Origin of the sequence: Campylobacter estrildidarum (assembly GCF_005406205.1) — a bacterium.
Taxonomy (GTDB): domain Bacteria; phylum Campylobacterota; class Campylobacteria; order Campylobacterales; family Campylobacteraceae; genus Campylobacter_D; species Campylobacter_D estrildidarum.
In genome coordinates this window covers 59,097-73,577 of record NZ_NXLZ01000011.1, presented here as the reverse complement: position 1 = coordinate 73,577, position 14,481 = coordinate 59,097, and the positions used below count along the sequence as shown (strand labels likewise).

At 27.5% G+C, this 14,481-nt stretch carries 15 protein-coding genes and 7 tRNA genes; 14 read left to right on the top strand and 8 right to left on the bottom strand.

The features are described from left to right. A partial coding sequence (locus CQA69_RS06825; RefSeq protein WP_137621030.1) for a C39 family peptidase occupies positions 1-405 on the bottom strand: 405 nt, incomplete at its 3' end. Continuing rightward, the gene (locus CQA69_RS06820; RefSeq protein ID WP_137621029.1) at positions 390-1,244 is read right to left on the bottom strand and encodes a hypothetical protein; all 855 of its coding nucleotides are present in this window, start codon (positions 1,242-1,244) and stop codon (positions 390-392) included. The genes CQA69_RS06820 and CQA69_RS06825, both read right to left, overlap by 16 nt. A 287-nt stretch (positions 1,245-1,531) precedes the next feature. On the opposite strand from CQA69_RS06820, the gene CQA69_RS06815 reads away from it, so the two are divergent. The 4 genes from CQA69_RS06815 to CQA69_RS08990 all read left to right on the top strand — a co-directional run bounded on the left by CQA69_RS06815 (position 1,532) and on the right by CQA69_RS08990 (position 5,766). Then, positions 1,532-2,134, top strand: coding sequence for a hypothetical protein (locus CQA69_RS06815; protein ID WP_137621028.1), 603 nt, complete (start codon positions 1,532-1,534; stop codon positions 2,132-2,134). A 112-nt stretch (positions 2,135-2,246) separates the two neighbouring features. After that, on the top strand, positions 2,247-3,296 hold the full coding sequence (locus CQA69_RS06810; protein ID WP_137621027.1) for a Cj0814 family flagellar-dependent secreted protein: 1,050 nt from the start codon (positions 2,247-2,249) through the stop codon (positions 3,294-3,296). Positions 3,297-3,537: 241 nt separating this feature from the next. Next, a complete protein-coding gene (locus CQA69_RS06805) occupies positions 3,538-4,155 on the top strand; it encodes a bacteriocin (protein WP_137621026.1) in 618 nt (205 codons plus the stop codon). A gap of 63 nt (positions 4,156-4,218) precedes the next feature. Next, positions 4,219-5,766: a Cj0814 family flagellar-dependent secreted protein gene (locus CQA69_RS08990; RefSeq protein WP_246023131.1), complete on the top strand. Its 1,548-nt coding sequence runs from the start codon at positions 4,219-4,221 to the stop codon at positions 5,764-5,766. A 92-nt stretch (positions 5,767-5,858) separates the two neighbouring features. Here the strand turns inward: CQA69_RS08990 and CQA69_RS06795 are convergent, their stop codons facing one another. Beyond that, positions 5,859-6,230: a hypothetical protein gene (locus tag CQA69_RS06795; protein ID WP_137621025.1), complete on the bottom strand. Its 372-nt coding sequence runs from the start codon at positions 6,228-6,230 to the stop codon at positions 5,859-5,861. Positions 6,231-6,361: 131 nt separating this feature from the next. Between CQA69_RS06795 and CQA69_RS06790 the strand changes: the two genes are divergently transcribed. From CQA69_RS06790 to CQA69_RS06755, 8 genes are all read left to right on the top strand, one after another. Beyond that, entirely contained in the window at positions 6,362-7,141 is a 780-nt protein-coding gene (locus tag CQA69_RS06790) for an amino acid ABC transporter permease (RefSeq protein WP_137621024.1), read from the top strand. A 60-nt stretch (positions 7,142-7,201) separates the two neighbouring features. After that, a tRNA-Lys gene (locus CQA69_RS06785) sits at positions 7,202-7,277 on the top strand. Positions 7,278-7,284: 7 nt separating this feature from the next. Then, positions 7,285-7,360 (top strand) — tRNA-Val (locus CQA69_RS06780). Between the two features lie 7 nt (positions 7,361-7,367). Continuing rightward, a tRNA-Asp gene (locus CQA69_RS06775) sits at positions 7,368-7,444 on the top strand. A 6-nt stretch (positions 7,445-7,450) separates the two neighbouring features. Beyond that, positions 7,451-7,526, top strand: a tRNA-Lys gene (locus CQA69_RS06770). A gap of 14 nt (positions 7,527-7,540) precedes the next feature. Next, positions 7,541-7,616: transfer RNA gene (locus CQA69_RS06765), tRNA-Arg, on the top strand. A 5-nt stretch (positions 7,617-7,621) separates the two neighbouring features. After that, positions 7,622-7,697 (top strand) — tRNA-Val (locus CQA69_RS06760). A gap of 7 nt (positions 7,698-7,704) precedes the next feature. Next, positions 7,705-7,781: transfer RNA gene (locus CQA69_RS06755), tRNA-Asp, on the top strand. Between the two features lie 12 nt (positions 7,782-7,793). Here CQA69_RS06755 and CQA69_RS06750 read toward each other — a convergent pair. Next, positions 7,794-9,068 carry an aminotransferase class V-fold PLP-dependent enzyme gene (locus tag CQA69_RS06750; protein WP_137621023.1) on the bottom strand — a complete coding sequence of 425 codons (1,275 nt, stop codon included), beginning with the start codon at positions 9,066-9,068 and terminating at the stop codon, positions 7,794-7,796. 173 nt (positions 9,069-9,241) lie between these two features. Here CQA69_RS06750 and CQA69_RS06745 point away from each other — a divergent pair, with 173 nt between their 5' ends. Together CQA69_RS06745 and CQA69_RS06740 are read left to right on the top strand one after the other, a co-directional pair. Continuing rightward, a complete protein-coding gene (locus tag CQA69_RS06745) occupies positions 9,242-9,988 on the top strand; it encodes a DUF234 domain-containing protein (RefSeq protein ID WP_246023132.1) in 747 nt (248 codons plus the stop codon). Next, complete coding sequence (locus tag CQA69_RS06740) at positions 9,985-11,004, top strand: fla regulon two-component system sensor histidine kinase FlgS (protein WP_137621021.1); 1,020 nt, start codon at positions 9,985-9,987, stop codon at positions 11,002-11,004. Before CQA69_RS06745 ends, CQA69_RS06740 begins: the two co-directional genes overlap by 4 nt. A 1-nt stretch (position 11,005) precedes the next feature. Here the strand turns inward: CQA69_RS06740 and CQA69_RS06735 are convergent, their stop codons facing one another. The 4 genes from CQA69_RS06735 to CQA69_RS06720 all read right to left on the bottom strand — a co-directional run bounded on the left by CQA69_RS06735 (position 11,006) and on the right by CQA69_RS06720 (position 14,475). Continuing rightward, the gene (locus tag CQA69_RS06735; protein ID WP_137621020.1) at positions 11,006-12,430 is read right to left on the bottom strand and encodes a Mur ligase family protein; all 1,425 of its coding nucleotides are present in this window, start codon (positions 12,428-12,430) and stop codon (positions 11,006-11,008) included. After that, positions 12,420-13,154 carry an alpha/beta fold hydrolase gene (locus tag CQA69_RS06730; RefSeq protein WP_137621019.1) on the bottom strand — a complete coding sequence of 245 codons (735 nt, stop codon included), beginning with the start codon at positions 13,152-13,154 and terminating at the stop codon, positions 12,420-12,422. Before CQA69_RS06730 ends, CQA69_RS06735 begins: the two co-directional genes overlap by 11 nt. A 1-nt stretch (position 13,155) precedes the next feature. Next, positions 13,156-13,371: a type II toxin-antitoxin system Phd/YefM family antitoxin gene (locus CQA69_RS06725; protein WP_137621018.1), complete on the bottom strand. Its 216-nt coding sequence runs from the start codon at positions 13,369-13,371 to the stop codon at positions 13,156-13,158. A 63-nt stretch (positions 13,372-13,434) separates the two neighbouring features. After that, the gene (locus CQA69_RS06720) at positions 13,435-14,475 is read right to left on the bottom strand and encodes a D-alanine--D-alanine ligase (protein WP_137621017.1); all 1,041 of its coding nucleotides are present in this window, start codon (positions 14,473-14,475) and stop codon (positions 13,435-13,437) included. Between the last annotated feature and the right edge of the window lie 6 nt (positions 14,476-14,481).

Below are 14,481 nucleotides of genomic sequence, written 5' to 3'. Positions count from 1 at the left end.
ACCCCTATGATTTATAATCACCACAAAATGTGGAAAACGTGGATCATCTTCAATCTTTACTAAAATAGGAATTCCTGCAAGTTTTTCTAAACTCTTTCTATCTATCCTATAAGATTTGCTTTCATAGCCTAGTTTTTTAACTGCATCGTTTAAGTCTGCAAAACTTACCATATCTGTATATAGTTTTTGCCCGCTCATAGTTTTTAAAAGATCTAGTTCGCTTAATTTTTTATCATCAAGTATATTAATAAGTGTTGCCAAAGATGAAGCACCGCAAGATTCTTCATAGCTTTGTCTTATGACGTTTTTATTTTTAATTTCAGAATAGGATTTAACTATAAAGTCTGCCTTTAAAAATAAAGGCAAAATAATAAGCACTGATAATAATTTTAGAATTTTTTCCATAGGCTTAATCCAAACACACTATCAGGACTTGCAGAACTTCCTCCAAAACTAGCACTTACGGATACTGCCGTATCAGAGTTTATGCTATAGGTTGATCCCAAACTTAGAGTTGGTATAGAACGAATTTCAGAATTTTGATAGCCGTTGATTTTTTGTTCAGTTTGAAATCTTTGTTCAGCTCCTAGATCTAAAGTGATTTTAGGACTTAAGATTATAGATAAGTCTCCACCTATATAAATACTATGTCCATATTCTATATCAAATTGTTTAAATTTTCTATTTTGATTATAACCAAATCCTGTATAAATACTATATACCACAGGATCACTATATCCTCTTAAACTAGCTTGCAAACTTTGTGATTTTAAATAAAAGTTTTTAGTTTGATTGATCGCTTTTTCTCTTTGAATGATGGCAGTTTGAAAAGTAATTTGTGGAACTAATTCTGCTATGCTATCACCTGTATAAATAAAACCTAACCATAAATTATCAAAGCCTATACGATTTTTAGCTGAATACTCGTTTGTAAAAAAATTTGTATATTCTTGTCTAGCATAACTTCCTCCTCCTGAAATTAATATGTCGAATTTAGGAGTTAAAGTATAGATAAAAGTTTGAGTTAGAAAAACTTGTTTCGTGTCATTCCATACTGTAGGATCTCCGCCTATGGTAATATTAGGGTAAAGTGAGTATGAATTTGCATTACCTGTGCTAAGAAGTGAAAAGCTTGTGATACTTCTTAATCCGATTTGCTTTTTAAAAAGTGTATCGATATTTAACTCATCACTAGCAAACAAAGAACTTGTTAAAACTGCCAAAATAAGAAAAATTTTTCTCATTACTATCCCTTTCAAATTTTATTGCTTAGAAAAAGATTAAGCAAAGATTGTTCCAAGTTTTTTAATGAGTAAAAATTTTCTTTATTATAATTTAAAAATTAATCACTAAATAATATTACAAATTTACACACTATCATTAAAATATATTAAAAAAATAAAAAACTTTTAAAACACTAAAAATTCATTATAAACATTATCCAAATATCTATGAAAATAGAACTTTTAAGAATTTGATTTAAATAATCAACTATGATAAAATAAATACACTTTAATAAAAAGGAGAAGTTATGATTAAAAAGTTACTTAGCGTTGCAGCTTTAGGTGCTTTATTAGCAAGTTCTGCTTTTGGGGATGATTTTTTAGCTAAAGTCAGTAATGGTGCACTCAGTGATAATAGTGCAGGTGTTAAAGTTCTTAGTCTTAATGAGATGAAAGAAGTTAAGGGTGGGTATGGATTATTGCAAACTAATGCAGGGCAACAAGTATTTACTTTACAAAATATGAATATAGGAATGACAAAACTTACACAAATCGGTATTATTATTGGGATGACTGATTTTGAAAGAAAATATAAAATTAGTTGCGGTTTTGGAGGTGATAAATGTGATCACTTAAAAAATGATTTTTATGCAAAATCTAATTATAGAGATTTGGTAAATACTGCTAACCCTGAGTTTAACCAATATCTTGCAGTTACTGCAACTAAAATCGTCACAGCAACCCCTTTTGGTATCCCGAAAATTCAGTTTGCAGAAGGATTTGCAGTTGTAGGTGTATACGGAGAAAATGTATATAAAATTAGAAATACTTTTACCTCAAGCACAATTGCATATGATATAAAAAGTAGATTTCAAAAACAAATTAATAATATTCTCGCAACTTACTATTAATATAACAACTATTTATAGGGATTTTTAATAGCAAGAAACAATTATATTTTGAATTTTAAATTTTGGAATAGAATTTGCTATTTTATTCCAAAATAAAATAAGGATTAGAACAATGTTAAATTTTAATACAGGCTTTGGCAATAATCTCTTTACTAATTTAAACATTAATGTTAAAAAAAATCAAAGTTCTTTAAATTCTTCTAATAGTAATGTTAAAAATTTACAAGAATCAAAAGAAGGTTCTAACACAAGTAATAAAGTATTAGGTTATGAAGTAGATAAAGATGGATATTTTACCAGTGAGTTTAACAAAGCAGCAGGAATTCCTGAAGATATAAAAATTCATTCTAGTACTATGGAAAGTTTGGTTTTAAATTGGGCATCAAATGAAGATCCTTTAAGAGTTTTTAGACATATAGACATAGCTAAAACTATAGGAAATGCTTATAAAATTTTAAGTCAAGTAGTGGGCGAAGATGTTTTAAATTCTAAAGATAGTTTCACACTTGATGAAATAGCAAAATTCCCGCAAGGTTATAAATATAATGCTCAAACAATGCAAGTGATAAATACCTATGATAATATTAAAAATACTTTTAATGAAATGTCACTAGAAGAAAAAAATAGTATTATCAATCAAAGGATTGATATATCTTATTTATTTAATAATACTCATGAAGAATTCACAAAAAACGAAGCCGCAACACATGATATTTTCGGTGGCATAGATGATTTTAATACCACGCCCACCAAATACACAAATTCTGATGGTTCGATCACTAAAGGTGGACTTTTAATTGCTTTGATTAACGCTAATATGTATATTATAGATGGTGAAGCTTCTTCAAATGGAAAAATTCAGGGATTTGATAAATCTATGTCTGCAGAAGATATAAAAAAATATAATCCAGCTAATGATCCTAAGGCTATAGGAGAATTTAGCATTAGTTTTAAACCAAGTTTAAAAATTTCCAATTCAATTTCAAATGAAAATGATAACTCTGCAAAAGGATTTGATGAATTGTTTAAAAACTACAAAGATCCTATATCTAAAATGTTTGAAGATATAGAAAAATTTCAAAAAGAACAATTGGAACATTTAGAGAAACAAAGAAAAGCAAAAAGACTAGCTGAACAAAGAAAAGTTGATATGAGAGTTTAGAGTTTATAAAAGTTTTAATCTTTTTAGAATTTAAGTGAATATTATATTTTTTTATTGATATAAATAATATTACAAATTTACACACTATCATTAAAATATATTAAAAAAATAAAAAACTTTTAAAACACTAAAAATTCATTATAAACATTATCCAAATATCTATGAAAATAGAACTTTTAAGAATTTGATTTAAATAATCAACTATGATAAAATAAATACACTTTAATAAAAAGGAGAAGTTATGATTAAAAAGTTACTTAGCGTTGCAGCTTTAGGTGCTTTATTAGCAAGTTCTGCTTTTGGGGATGATTTTTTAGCTAAAGTCAGTAATGGTGCACTCAGTGATAATAGTGCAGGTGTTAAAGTTCTTAGTCTTAATGAGATGAAAGAAGTTAAGGGTGGGTATGAAGTTAGATTTTTGTATAATGGATCTCAATGGACTCCGACAACAGAGTCATACGCTGTAGCATTATATACAGGAGGAGAGCTTCAATATATAGCAAATTATCTCAATCATAATGACAAAGCACCGCAAGGGCTTTGCGGCATAGATCAAACATCATGCTCAAATCCTAGTAAAAATAGATTAACGTCATTTTTTGAAGTAACACAAGGATCTATAAAATTATTACCTAGTTATATAGTCAAAAGACAAGTAAAGGTATCAGATCTTGGACGTCCTTATGTTTTATTTACATATGGGGTTGGAGCTTATGATCCTAATACTTCTCAGTTGTATAAATTTAATTCTAGTCCAATGTTAAATAACAACATGATAATCAAAGAAATAGCTAACAAATATAAAGAGCAAATGGAAAGTGCTCTTGGTGGTTGGTACCCATATCGATCTAAAAGGTAAAATATAAACTTTTTGTCATCTCTACCGATATACAAGGTAGAAATGATCAAAAGGCAGTAAAAAATGATAAATAGTATAAATTCTTACTCAAATTATAATTACTATACAAATACTTTAAATTCTAAAAAGAATTCTAAAACAAATGATTTAGTAGATAATAATAAAGAAATAAATAACAATACAAATTTAAACAATAACATAAATTCAAATAACAATATCTCAAACAATACTTCTTTAAAACAAATTAAACAAACAAATTCAAATTTAGTGAGTGATAAATCACAAGCTATAGATAAAATACTAGGTTATGGTGTAGATGAAAATGGTTTTTTTACAAGTGATTTTAATGAAGCTGCAGGAATACCAAAAGATTATAAGATTTATGCTAAAGATATGGAAAGTTTTGTGAATTTTCAAGAAAATGATATTTTATCTATGTATCATAAAATAGACATAGCTAAAACCATAGGAAATGCTTACAAAGTTCTTTCACAACTTATGCCCCAAACCTCAAATTCAAGTCTTAGTAAAGAAGAATTAGCAAATATGCCTTATGCTTTTAGCGTCGATAAAAATTTAAATGTTACTAAAACTTACACTTTTGAAGAATATAATGAAGTTTTTAAGACAGTAAAGCAAGAAGGATATTTAACATTTAATACAATGAAAAATCTTGGTTTTGGCTATGGGGTAAGATTAATGCCTATTAATGCTGATAGTATTTTTAATAGTGATTATAACACATATATCGATAAAAGTGTATACAAACACTCTGATGGAAGCGTGGATAAAGGTGGAGTTTTAATGGCTTTTTTAAATAATACTAATATAGCCACTTCTTTTGGAGCAGCGTTTTTAAGAGGTGAAACCAACCTACTTGGAAAATTAATGAATATTAATGGAGATATGAGTGAAGCAGAATTAAAAGATTTTCAAAATTTTATGAATAAAAATAAAATTCAAAGTGCTTTTTATAAAGATTCAAGCAGTTCTGATGAATGGAATCCTTTTGAAGAACGTTTTTCAATGCAACTTTATATCAAAAGAAGTCAAAACATAGGCAATACTGAATTAGCACAACAAGCTAGAGATTTTGCTAAAGAATATAACGAAATGATTAATTCTAATATGAGTTTGAATGAGTTTAAAACTAAATATTTAGATTTTAAAGAAAGACACGATAAATTTGTAGAACAATTAACCAAAGAAGAAAAAGCTAAAGGGATTGATTATAGTATAGATATTGCTAGCGGACAAAGCATTTCAAATAATAAAAATAAAAAAACACAAGATATTAATAAAACAAAAGATAAACCCTTCAAACCCATCCAAGCAGAAAGTAAAAACAAAGAAACTTATAAAGATGATAATATAAGAAATGAACTCATAAAAAAACTTCTTGAAAATAAATTTGATTTAGCAAAAGAATTAGAAATTCTTTTTAATGTAAAAATAGATAATAATAGTTCTAATACTAATGACAATACAAATACAAATAACAATTCTAATAGCAATGATAATTCTAACACTAATAATTCTAATTCTAATACCAATCATCTTAGTAAATTAAGTTCTAAAACTAAACATAGAAGTGTGAATATTAAGGTTTAGAAGTTTATATTTTTAAAGGTTAAAATTTAAAGTATTTTTAAAATTATTGATAATGTTAATATTATTTTTAAAGAAGCTAAAAATACTGATTTTTAACAATTCTTTATAAAATCCTTTAAAATAACCCCATCAACTCTCAAATCATAAGCTTTTTCCAAATCATCAAAGTTTTCCACTATCATTAAAATTTTGCTATCAAAAAGGTAAAATTCAGCCACTTCTGAAGCAAATTTTGCTAATTTTTCATCTTTAAAGATTAAAAATTTTGCCTCAAATGCGTTGCTTAAAAAAATTTCATTTTTATTTTGTATAAAAATAGCAAAATCCAATTTTTCATTTTTTGCTTTTTGGATAATTTTTTCATCATAAAAAAAACAAGAAATTTGATTGTTTTGTAAATTTTCAATTTTTTCTATAAAGTTAAAATTTAAATCTCGCAACAAAGGATGCCCAAAAATCAACATTATTAAATCACCTTTAACATTTTTAACATCTTAATCAAATTTTGCTTATAAAAAAATTTGCATTTTTAAATCCTTAGAAAAAATTAATCAATTTTAATTTAAAATGCTTTTCGAAAAAAGGAGATCGGATTTTGTTTATTCAAAAATATAAAAATTTTAAACCAGTAAAATCTATTTCAAAAATAACTGTATTGTTAAATTTAATACTCTTATTTTGTTTCTTGTCGCTATTTTTTTATTTTAGTTTTAAAGTCAGTCTTTATCATTTTGATTTTAGCTTGTTATTGGAATATAAAAAAGCAATTGTCAGTGGATTTTTAAATACTTTATTGATTAGCTTTTTTGCTCTAATATGCAGTATTATGTTTGGAGCTATAATTTGTTTCTTTTCTTTAAATAAAATAATTATATTGAGATACTTTGCTTTATTTTACATAGAAATCATTCGCGGAACGCCTTTGCTTGTTCAGGTATTATTGATTTATTATATTATTGCCAATAATTTAGGTTTTGATAATAGATATTTTGTAGGAATATTTATCCTTTCTTTGTTTTCTGGGGCGTATTTGGCTGAAATTTTTCGCACAGGCATTCTTAGCATTGCTTTGATTCAAATAGAAAGTGCAAGAGCTTTAGGATTGAATGAAAAGCAAATTTTATTTTATGTGGTTTTTCCACAGGCTTTAAAAAATATTTTAGCCCCAACTAGTAGTCAATTAGCAAATCTTATAAAAGATAGTTCTTTATTGAGTGTGATTGCTGTAAATGAACTTACTCAAAATATTCAAGAAATCAATTCATATAATTTTGCCACGCTAGAAGGTTACATAATTTTAGCAATACTTTATCTTGTTCTAACTTTGCCTATTAGTTTATTTTCACGTTATTTAGAAGGAAAATACCAAAAATAGAAAAATTTCTTGACAAATTAAGATATATTTTGGCATAATCACATTTTTGCTTTGTATTAAGTCTCGTTAGCTCAGCCGGTAGAGCATCTCCCTTTTAAGGAGGGGGCCGTTGGTTCGAATCCAACACGGGACACCACTTTTCAGGTCGCTTAGCTCAGTTGGTAGAGCGCCACCCTTACAAGGTGGATGTCATAAGTTCGAGTCTTATAGTGACCACCATTTTACTGCAGCGGTAGTTCAGCTGGTTAGAATGCCGCCCTGTCACGGCGGAGGTCGCGGGTTCGAGCCCCGTCCGCTGCGCCACCTTTTGTCTCGTTAGCTCAGCCGGTAGAGCATCTCCCTTTTAAGGAGGGGGCCGTTGGTTCGAATCCAACACGGGACACCACTTTTTTGGGTTTAGACCCTTTCGTCTAGTGGCCCAGGACAACACTCTCTCTGTGTGGAAACAGAGGTTCAAATCCTCTAGGGGTCGCCATTTCAGGTCGCTTAGCTCAGTTGGTAGAGCGCCACCCTTACAAGGTGGATGTCATAAGTTCGAGTCTTATAGTGACCACCATTTTACTGCAGCGGTAGTTCAGCTGGTTAGAATGCCGCCCTGTCACGGCGGAGGTCGCGGGTTCGAGCCCCGTCCGCTGCGCCACCTTAAAGGTCTTTAAAATTTTAACTTTTTGATACTTTGTTTTAGAGCTTTGATGAAATAATCTATATCTTCTTTTTCGTGGGTATAATGCAAACTAACCCTTAGCCATCCCGGTTTTGTTTTAAGTTCTTGATTGTCTTTTAAACCAAGTAAATCATGCCCATAAGGTCCAGCACATGCACAACCTGCACGAGTTTCAATGTGATGGGTTTTGCTTAACTCATAAGCAAGATCATAAGGAGAAATTCCTTTAATATTGAATGAAAAAATAGGCAAACGGTTGGTTAAATTTTTTGCATAAAGAATTAAATCAGGTATTTTCTCAATTTGTTTTAAAAAATATTTTTTTAATTCTTCATCTTTTTTTTCTATTTGAGAAATACTCAAAGAATCTTTTATTTTAAATGCTAAACTTGCACGGATAAGTTGCAAAATTCCTGGAGTTCCACCTTCTTCTAAAATTTCTTCATTGCACAGATAGCATTGAGAAGTTCTTGAAACATAACCAACTGTTCCTCCGGCAGCAAAACTTGGTTTGCTTCCACAAAGATTTTTTTTGATAACTAAAAGCCCTGATCCTCCTATACCCCCGATCAATTTATGAGAACTTATAAACAAAGCATCATAATATTTACAAGATATGTTTTTATAAGGGATAAAAGTAGAAGCGTCAAAAGCTACTATGCCTTTATGTTTGCGTATTAGGGTGGAGACGTGTTTGTAATCACTTAATATCCCTGTAACATTCGATGCTAAGGAAAAACTAGCAATGATTTTTCTTTTTTTATTCTTTTCTAAAATTTTTTCCAAAAAATCAAAATCGATTTCACCTAATTTATTTAATGGAATTCTTATGCACTCACACAAACCCTCGCGAAAGGATAACTCATTGGAGTGGTGCTCATAGGGGCCTACAATAACTAAAGGTAGAGTGTTTTTATCTAATTGATTAAAATAAGTTTCTTTGACTAATGGAGGCACATAAATTCCGAGTAATTCTTGGAATTTTTTAATAGCACTACTCGATCCTGTTCCACAAGCAATAAGAGCAAATTCTTTGTTAAGTTTGAGACTTTTTTTAATATCATTTCTAGCTTGTTCATAAAATTGTTGAGTTTTAAAAGAATTTAAAGAACTATCAGAATGCGTGTTTGCGTAGGTTGGAAGTATTTTTTTAATTTGTTTTTCTACACATTTTAAGGCTAAAGCACTAGCAGTAAAATCAAAATGTAGAATTCCTTTTTTAAGTATTAATTCTTTTTTTAAATCTGAAATTTGCAAATGCAATCCTTGTAAAATTTTGCTAGAATTATACTATAAATTATTTTGTTTAAGGGAAAAATATTAAATTTAATCATTTTGCGAGTTTTTGCAATACTTTAACTTTAGGAAAGCTTTTTGATTATTATAGTGTTTTTGATGGTTTTAAAGATGTACAAAAGATAAATTTGGAAGACGATATTTTTAAGAATATTGAGAATTTTTTACTTAAAGACTATAAGAGAATTTATAGCGATTTTGATTTTGATGAAACTATTTCCTATGCTCTTATGCTTTTGGCAAAAAATAATCGCAAGCGTTTTTCTATAAATAAAAATATACAGCATTTTAGGGCATATTTTACACTTAGATATCTTTTAAAAAATAATATTTTGAAACTTGAATACAGTAAAGAAATAAAAAAACCTAAAAACAAAAGACAAAAATTAAAAAAAGAATTAAGATCTTACGTTATACAAGATAAAATTATTTTTCAAAATCATTTTACACGTTTCTTTTTTTATTTTTTAAAACCTAATGAAAAGTTAATCTTGCAAGAAAAATACGATGATGTTTTGAAAATAATTAAAGAAAAATTTGAATTTTATCAAAGTTTTTGTTTTGAGCAACTTTCAAGAGAATTAATCGAAAAGAAATTTTGTATCAAAGGAGTGCAAAGTTTTTGGAATAAAAATTTAGAACTTGATCTTTATTATCAAGATGAAAGGTTGAGTTTGATTGGAGAAGTAAAATTTAAAAATAAAAAAATTTGTAAAAATATTTTAAATATTTTAAAATTCAAAGCAAAATCTTTAAATTTGATACCTAATTATTATATTATTATTTCAAGGAATGGTTTTAGTAAGGAATTTTCTAAAATATCAAAACAAAATTTAGTTTTGTTAGACTTTAATGATTTTAAAATTTTATTAGAGGATGAACAATGAATGAAAATATTTTAAAAAGTTTAGATGCAAACGAGAAGGAAACCTTGCAAAAAGGCTTAGAAAGCTTAATAGAGCAAACTTATGTTATAGAAAACGAGTATAAAGTTTTAAATGAAAATTATAATTCTTTGCGTGCTATGGTTGATGAGATTATCGAAGTTTTGCCTAGCGCACTTTGGATTTTAGATAAGGAAAAAAATATTATTTTGCAAAATCAAGAAGCTTTAAAAAATCCAAAATTATTAAGTAATATTAGCCTTGCAAAAATACGCGATGAGCTTGAATTTGAAGGAAGATTTTATGCTGTTAAAATTATCGCTCATAATGAAAAAACTATTATTTCAGCAACGGATATTAGCGATGAAAAACGCAACGAAAGACTCGCAAGTATGGGAAGTGTTGCAGCACATTTAGCACACGAAATAAGAAATCCAATAGGTTCTATTTCTTTACTGGCGTCTACTCTTTTTTCTAGAAGTGAGCTTAAAAATAAACATATAGTCCTTGAGATTAAAAAAGCTATTGATAGGGTAGAGCGTATAGTGAATTCAACTTTACTTTTTACAAAAGGAGTACATGTAAATGCTTTAAATTTTAATGTTTTGGAATTAAAAGAAGAATGCGAAAGTGCAATCAATTCTTATAATTTTTCTTCTCAAATTGACTTTGAGTTAAATTTTTTAGATACACAAATTTGTGCAGATAAAGCACTTTTAGGATTAGTTTTGCAAAATTTAATTTATAATGCTATTGATGCTATAGAAGAAAATGAGTGTGAAAGACCAAAAATAAAAATTACAACCAATATTAAGCAAGATAAATTATATATTAGAGTTTTTGATAATGGTTGCGACATTAAAGATGAAAATTTAGTTTTTGAAGCATTTAAGACAACTAAACTCAAAGGAAATGGTTTAGGCTTATCTCTTTCTAAAGAAATTATCAATGCTCACAAAGGAGAATTAAGCTTTGAAAAAGAGCCTAAAAATTTTTATTTTACTCTGCCTTTAAATTAAATTACATAAAGCTAGGAGCATCGTTGGAAAATAAAATTAAATCCCCATTTTTAGTTTCCTTAGCTAAAATATTTACAAGTTCGGATTTTTCTTTTAAGATGATTTTTTCAATGGTAAGTTCTTTTTCAAAAATTTCAGCATTAACATTTGCTGTTATGATAGCTAAATCAAAGCAATCGTTAATAATTTGAGCCAGTTTAATATTTTCTTCTTTGCTAACTTCTATAATACCAGGACTGACTAAAACTTTACGACCTTGATAAAGTTTGCATAATCTATAACTTGTACTCATTCCTTTAAAATTTCCATTAAAACCATCATCTATAATAAATTTTGGAGATTTAGAAATAACCTGTAAGCGATGTTCTACGGATTTTATTTTTAAAATTTGATTTTTAATTGTTTCAATTGTTATGCCTAGATAATAAGCACATAGTATGCAAGCACAAAGATTTTGAGTATTAAATTCTCCTAGAATTTGACTTTTGAATTCATATTTTTTTTGTTCTAAAAATACTTTAAATTCTAAACCTTCTAAATTTGACTTTATATTACTTATTTTATCATCATAAAGAGTGATTATTTCATTTTCTTGTTTTAAAGTGCTTGTATGCAAAAAAGCTTTTTCTAATCTTTTAGAATTAAGAGCTTCAAGTTTTGTTTGTCTGATATTATCTATACTTTTGAAATATTCTAAATGAGCATTTCCTATCTCGCCGATTATACAAATTTGAGGCTCTAAAAAGCAAGTGATTTCATCAATATCTCCTTTTGCTCTTGCACCAGCTTCTGCAATATAAATTTGCGTTTCATTGCTTAAATTATTATTGATATCTGAAACTATTCCTATAAGAGTATTTACAGATCTTGGAGTTTTATAAACTTTAAATTTATCTTTTAATAATTCATAAAGAAAATTTTTAATACTTGTTTTACCAAAGCTAGCAGTAATAAGTATAATTTTTAATTTTTCATTAGACTTTAACTTTATCTTAGCCTGTTTTTTATAATACAAATTTGAAAATAAATCATAAATTTTTAGACTTAAAAGAGCTGATATGAGAGTGCAAAGATTAAAAAGAAACGAAAATCTTAAGGATAAGATAGCAAAAAGAGTGTTATAAATAAAAACAAAGACAAAAAACCATTTTACTTTATTGGTAAAGATGAGTTTTTTATCTATACTTTTATTCCAAAAATATAAAATTGGAGCAAGGATAATAAAATAAATTAAAGAGTATAAAGGAAAGGCTAAAAAGATTAAATAAGGACAAAGTAAAAAATACAAATGCCATAAAGGTTTATGGTAATGAAAAAAAACACGTTTCAATTTATAAGAATACCATTGTAAAGCGCTTATAAGATAAAAAGCTATGCAAAAATTGAAAAATAATGAATTTATAAAATAAAGAGAATTAATCAGCATTATCATCCTTGAGTTTTTCAGCAATAAAAGCAGCGTGTTTTAAAAAAAAGAAATGGTCTCCATCTAAAGGATAAAATTGGCTATTTTTAATTAGATGATGCATTGTTTCTCCGCTTTTTAATGGTGTAGCTTGATCATTTATACCCCAAAAAATAAGAGTTTTTGTATCAATTTTAGAAAAAAGATGACTCATGTTTTCATCTACCACATTTTTAAAAGTTTGATACATTAAAGGGCTTAAATTCGCTCCATCTTTACTTGCAAAATAGCGGTAAAATCTACCTAAACCAATTGTTTTTAAAAATTTAAAAACAATAATTTTAAAACGCACTTTTAAAGATTTTGGGGCAAGAATTCCAGAATTAGAGAGCAAAACTAATTTTGAATTTTTAAATTCCAATGCAAGTAAGGCAGCAATTTTACCACCAAATGAATGACCTAAAAATACATCGATATTGATTTTTTTTTCTTTTAGAAATTCCTTGATTATATTTACATAATCATTACTTTTTAAAGCTTTAACTATACTTGAATTTCCAAATCCAGGCAAATCAAGATATAAATGACAAAAATTATGAAATTGTTTTTCAAAAGCTTGTTTCATTAATTCTTTATTGGCACCCCAACCATGAAGTATAAGCAAGGTTTTTTTTTGATCAGGATTGATCATTTCATAACTTAAATTATAAGCATTACCTTCATAGTTAATTTGAGTCAATGCCATTTTACGCCTTTTGATTTTTATAAATATTTTCTAAAATTTGTACAGCATTTTGCAAACGTTCGTATTCTGTCATATTAAGCATAACAGCTTCAAATTTATTGTTTTTTAAAATCACGATTTTTCCCGTTTCGCTTTTTTTAAGTTTTTCCATAATGGGGCTAAAATTTCTAACTACTTCAGTGGCTGTGTAAATTTCATCTTGTTTAAAAGAAAGCATAAGGATTCCCCAAATAAATATGTTAAATTTTACATAAAATTTAACATATTTTGACTTAAAAGTTTATAATTTACCTTTTTGACCATTGATAGAGTGGAGAAAATTGTAATTTATTTTGATTTTATTTTCATTTTTGGCATTTTTAGTGAGTTTTTCTATAACAGTGTTAAAGTCCTTAAATAAATAATTTGCTAATGATCCAGGATTTGGATTGATTTCGTTAAGATAAACCTCATTATTTAAAACAAAGAAATCACAGCGAATTAAAGCACCTTTAAATAATGGATCATAGATTTTTTTAAAATTATCTTTTAATTTAGTTTTTAACTCTTCGCTTAAATCAGCTTCCATAAGTTCATTATTTCCCGAAAAACTAAGATATTTTTGCTCAAAATCTAAAAATTCTTTTTTCTTTGGTTCTTCGATTATCGAGAAAATAAATTCATTTTCAATCATACAACCAGCAAGATTATATTCTTTAATATTGCTTTTAAAATCTTCCACAACAATATCTGTATCAAATTCAAAAGCCACGTCTTTGGCATACTCAAATTCTTTTTCATTTTTTACTATGCTTATGCCTATACTACTGCCAAGTCTTGATGGCTTTAAAATAGATGGAAAATTTGGCATAAAATTATCATTGGAATTTTTTCTAAGCATATAATAGTCAAGGGTTTTAACGCCTATGTTTTTTGCGTAAAGCTTAGTGAATTCTTTATTAAAGGATAATACACTTGCTTCAAGTCTAGGACCGATAAATGGAATATCAAAAAATTCCATTAAGGAAGCTACTTTTCCATCTTCTCCATCTCTTCCATGGATAAGGTTAATTACGCAATCTATTTCAATTTTATTTTCATTAAAGAAATTTTTAGAGTAAAATCCTTTTTGTCTTAAAGTTAATTCCTTTTGTTTTTTGTAAGCTTTTGTGCTAAAAGTTTTTGAATTCATTTTATCATTAGGAATAAGATAAAATTTTCTTTCTTCATCACAAAATATGAATTTTAGATTTGCTTTAAGTATTTTTTTTAAAACTACAGCACTTACTATGCTGATCTCGTGTTCGTAAGAATTTCCTCCAAAAAGTATTGCGAAATTCATTATTTC